Genomic DNA, 4,903 nt, shown 5'->3' on the forward strand with positions numbered 1-4,903 from the left:
ATTGGGGGCAACATTTTCATCTACGGTACTGGCACTTAATGCTAAATTTGTCGGAGCTTGATTACTAGGATTTTCATTATCAGTATCAGTATTAGTAATGATTCCCACAACTGCGTCAGTCGTACCTATGGCATAACCTGTCCCAGGAGCAAGGTTTAAAGTTACGGTTTCATCATCTTCAACATTTGTATCAGCAGTGGGGTCAATTGTTACAGTCGCAGTATCTGAACCAGCAGCGAAAGTAACTGTCCCTGTGGTTGCGGTGAAACTTGCTGCACCAGTTTGGGTGTAATCTGTGTCAAAAGTGGCTGTCCCCCCGACTGTATAATTGACGGTCAAAGCATCAGTTGTTGCTCCGGTGCGAGTGAAGGTATAGACGAAGTTAGTTGTCCCATCTTCAGTAACACTTCCAGGAGAGACAGCTAAGGTGACAATTGTGGTAACTTCGTCGATCACTTCTAAGATTTTGGGAACAATTTCTCCCGCGTCCGCTGCGGTAAAAGCTTTACCGCCCGTTTCGGTGGCAAGACTGTTAAAATCAGTGGCTGTTGTCGGATCATTACCGATCAAGATCGTGAAGATTTGAACAGGAAAAGTTTCCTCAGTTCCTTCTGCGTCCACTGTTGAGACAGAAAATCTCGTTGCGGTGAGACCTGTGGTAACGCTACTGGTTTCGATGTCACCGACGATAGACATTGACCTGAGCGTGCTGGGAATTGAGACACCAATATTGGCAGCAAGCTCCAGCACCTGAGCGCGAAGCTCAGTATCCTTGGGTGGTGCATCGCCGAACAGGATGATCGAACGGGAAATAGCCTCTTTGTTCCATTCGCCAGCACCACCAGACAAGGCACGGAGCAATCCCGAGTTGACTAATTCAGGAAAGTCACCGCCGCCACCCACTGAAATGCTATTAATGGCATTGATGGCCGCTGTCTTTCTGTCATCTATCTTCGGTTGGTCAGTAAAATTCAGAAAAGTGTTTGTCCCCGGATCGTTATAACCTACTACGGCGATCCGAGAATCTAAAAAGCCGCCTTCACCGTCAAAAATCGCGTTGATAATCTGGCTGGAGCTCGACTTAACCGCATCGATGTCGTCGAACATACTCCCGGTCGTGTCGATCACGAAGGCGATATCCTGTCCGGGCCCGAGATTGATCGATTTATTGGAAAAGACCGCGACCTCAACACCTTTAAGGATGTCAGTACCGTCGCGGCCGCTTACTTTGTCCCGGATTCGGACGGTATCGTCGGGCAGAAACTCGACATCGTAGTCAGCCAAAGTACCCCTATATTGAGAGCGGTCGTTTCCTGCGAAAAGTCCGAATACGAATGAGCCGCCGTCTATACTGTCATCGCCCGCACCACCTATGAAGAGATCGTCTCCGAGACCGCCGTTCAGGGTGTCGTTATCCACGCCGCCAATCAGAGTATCGTTTCCGAGAGCGCCATTCAAAACGTCGCTGCCCTCGCCTCCTTGAAGCTCATCGGCAAATGGATCCCCGTTCAGTGTATCGTTTCCAGCACCCCCGACCATTAGAAACCCGAAATAAATATCAAAGCTGAACTCCGCATCCAATGAGTTAAGATTGTCGCTTCCGGGGGTTCCGTAAATTACTTTTAAATCGCCGCGCTTAAAAGACAGGAACGAATCTGAGGCGATGTTCGATAGGTAGGAGCTTGGGAGACTGAGAATCCCGGCGGCATCTTTGAAAGGACGTGACGAGCTACCGATAACGCTCACCTCGCCCTCACGTCCTTCATCGGTCACGAAATCTGTCTGACTGTAACTAGCGTAAGTTTTTCCCGACCCACTAAAAAGAATATCGACTGGCCCGCGTCCCAATCCATAGGGATCTAAAGTCGGTTCAAGCAAAAGATCGTTAATTAATTGGGCAAGTGGATTACCTGCCGTAAAGTCAAAATTGTCATCAAAAACACGCACCTCCATGTTTTTGATAGTCTTGACACCGCCAACGACCTCGAAGGTGGTTCTCGACGTGTCAAGTCTAAATTGGGTGCTACCGAAAATGTATGAACGTTCGGCATGATCGGCACTACCGATGCCTGTCCCGTACTGAGAGATTCCAACTGTTAGATCGCTCGCGGACAAACCAAGAAGGGTTGCTATCTGACTGTAAGTATAAGTACCATCAGCAATAGCTGTAGTGAAAAACTTTTCTACGGCACCGAACAGTGACGGATAGGCGAAACGCCCGCCGCCGCCAGTCATATAATCACTCATGTTGTAGGTAATCGATGCGGGAGTAGCCCCTGTCGGCCTAATATGTTGATTGTAGTCATCCGGTGATGGACTGTTTGTTCCGAATACAAAAAGTTTAGTGATTTCAACGGGATCGTACATAGTTTAATTATTTTAATTTTATTTTCTTGGAAGATTTTGTAGAGTGAGCATCGCCCAAAATTTGCTTTGTTCTTATTATTTATTCAGAGGATTGCAAATGATCGCCATCGGAGACCGTCAACTCTTTAATTAATCCTTGTTACTATCCTAGTAGCATTTTTTTGTCTCGTCAATACATATAAGTTATCTTTATTTTTTTTTTTGCATAAGTTTTACTAATTAAGCACAATAAACTTGATTTAATTTACCTGATAATGTATGGTCGGTTGCTCAACTTCGGGATTGCCGGTAGTGATATTGTAGGATAAGGACAAGTCGAGAAGGCAGGCAATCAGCGTCGGGAGAAACCGCTTATGTTATTTAGCCATTCTTGGGGTGGTCGGTATGATTATCGGAATGGGTGGCGACCTATTTTTCGATTGTTTTTTTTAATTCTCGTCGCTAACATTCCGCGAGTTATAGCCGAACCTTTAGATAAATATTGTCTCTCACCGGTAGAGCGAAAACCCGAGACGAGATTAACATTATCCCCGAATAAAACAGCACGAGTAACAATCCCAATGCGCGGCCAATCGTTGGAGGTGGTCGTCTCCGGTGTCGATACCCTGCTACTGAAACGGAAAGGCACTCCAACGCCTCTGGTATCGGTGAGGGCCCCGCAATACGATTACGGCCAGATTGACGCTCTGGTTTCGACCCGAGATGGTTGGCTCTGGATCGATGGGGGACAAATCGATTACATGGCTCGGCTCGATCTGAATGCTAATCCCCCTACCCTTGGTACACCGAAGGCACTTCCCGAACTCTACGAGCGACCCTGCTCGTTTTGGCATCGTTTCTGGGGTAATTGTCTCCTCGCTCAGGGAGTTTACAGCCAGGCGTTGGATCGCGTATTGATCACTGGTCATCGCGCTACATTTTGGGGACGATCATCCCTCACCACCTTGGAGATCATTGCTGGAGAAGGGAAAGAGATGGAGTCGATCGCACGGGGTGCTAGTCTTGTTTACCCCGTTTATGATGTCCCGCGATTACGAGGTATTTTGCTCAGAGGGATAAAAGATGAGTTGTTCTTTTACGATGGGATTACTGTCACCACCATACTTTCAGGAGAAAGTGCGCGGAGTCGGAACGGTATAACTGGGTGGTACATCGACAGCACTCACTCTGGGAGAACTTTCGTAACTAACGCTGGTCGTTTCCGCGATCCTTTTCTTAGGGAAATAAAAGCAGGGCCACTGGCGATAGAGATCGCTGTTCCCAAGACACTCGCCGGAAGTTGGTTGAGTTTGTTTCAAAAAGTGGATAAGGAGCCGTTGTGGGGAATTACCCGTCAGTCCCTTTTTGTGGAAATACAAGGCGCTTTCAAACCGGTCGCTACCGTTCGAGAGGGAGCTTTTCTAGACGGACCGGCCGGTATCGAACAGTCGTCAGATGGCTCGATCACTTTCACCGTTAAGGACAAAACCACGGGGCGCTCTACCGATTACCTGCTCGCACGCTCCTCTGTGACAGGCCCGTGCGGGATTCGTTTAAATGCCCGAAGACCGATATTGCTCACCCCGTAGTTTTTCCCAGGATAGACATTGCCCACCACCGTTAAATAAGAGTGTGAACTACTCTCGGTTTGTTTCTGGCATTTTTCTTGACCAAAAAACCTAAACCCCTTTCTAGCAAAGCTTTCACTGATATTCAGCTAACCCTAAGTAAATCTCCTTAAGAGCGATCGCATAAGCACCATTCGCCTTTCCTAAAACCTCATCACTGACAACCTCAATCTCAGGAAGTTGAGTGAAATCTCGGCTTTGCCACTGCTGTCGTAATTGCGTCGCTTTAACCACATCATAACTTGTGCCAAAAGCGGTTTCTAAATTCGCCCAAAAACCATCAGATTGAGCGAAATTGAACAAAACATCTTAAACAGAAGGAAGGAGGGGCAACAGGGTAGAAGTCATGACATTAACTGCAAAGGTTTACTGCGACTATTTTTGGGCAACAATCCCGAATTTGTCAAGACCCCTGTAACAAAAATTAAGATTATACAGAAAACGGGTTTCTCCGAGAAACCCGTTTTCTATATATTAGGATAAGATTATTGGATTCTTGCCAAAGACTGCCTAAATTCTGCGAGAGAATTAGCGGTAGCTGCTAATTTTAGTAGCTCTTCTAAGATAGTAGGGTTAGTGATTTTGCCGATTATCTCTTCAATTTCTGAAGAAATCTCTCCAAACCGCACAGTTAAAACTGTTTTTATGGCATCGCGGCTTTTTTGTAACGCTCCAATTTCCTTACCGATTTCCTTACCGCGTTCCATTCCTCGTAACTCCCCAATTTCCTCACCAATTTTCCTTCCTCGTAACTCCATATTACTTATTAAAGGCATGGTTCTTTCCTCCTCAAATTGTTTAATTTTACTCTCTAAACTTGACTGCAATTCAGGGGATAAAGTCATCATATTGTCGATGATTTCAAACAGTTTAATTATCTGTTCCCTCTCGAACTCCTTTTCATATAATCCCCTGATTAACCTCCACTT

General features: G+C 46.3%; 4 protein-coding genes. 1 reads left to right on the forward strand and 3 read right to left on the reverse strand.

Annotation, left to right across the window (positions count from 1 at the left end):
* Window positions 1–2,367 (reverse strand): VWA domain-containing protein (locus MICAI_RS25320; RefSeq protein ID WP_039899659.1); only part of this gene is annotated, 2,367 nt, incomplete at its 3' end.
* Window positions 2,368–2,927: 560 nt separating this feature from the next.
* On the opposite strand from MICAI_RS25320, the gene MICAI_RS05730 reads away from it, so the two are divergent.
* Window positions 2,928–3,935, forward strand: coding sequence for a hypothetical protein (locus tag MICAI_RS05730; protein ID WP_232306145.1), 1,008 nt, complete (start codon window positions 2,928–2,930; stop codon window positions 3,933–3,935).
* Between the two features lie 114 nt (window positions 3,936–4,049).
* Here MICAI_RS05730 and MICAI_RS05735 read toward each other — a convergent pair whose 3' ends face one another.
* Together MICAI_RS05735 and MICAI_RS05740 are read right to left on the reverse strand one after the other, a co-directional pair.
* Window positions 4,050–4,277: a hypothetical protein gene (locus MICAI_RS05735; RefSeq protein ID WP_008199051.1), complete on the reverse strand. Its 228-nt coding sequence runs from the start codon at window positions 4,275–4,277 to the stop codon at window positions 4,050–4,052.
* A 182-nt stretch (window positions 4,278–4,459) separates the two neighbouring features.
* A partial coding sequence (locus tag MICAI_RS05740; RefSeq protein ID WP_051011157.1) for a hypothetical protein occupies window positions 4,460–4,903 on the reverse strand: 444 nt, incomplete at its 5' end.

The organism is Microcystis sp. T1-4 (genome assembly GCF_000297435.1).
Taxonomy (GTDB): domain Bacteria; phylum Cyanobacteriota; class Cyanobacteriia; order Cyanobacteriales; family Microcystaceae; genus Microcystis.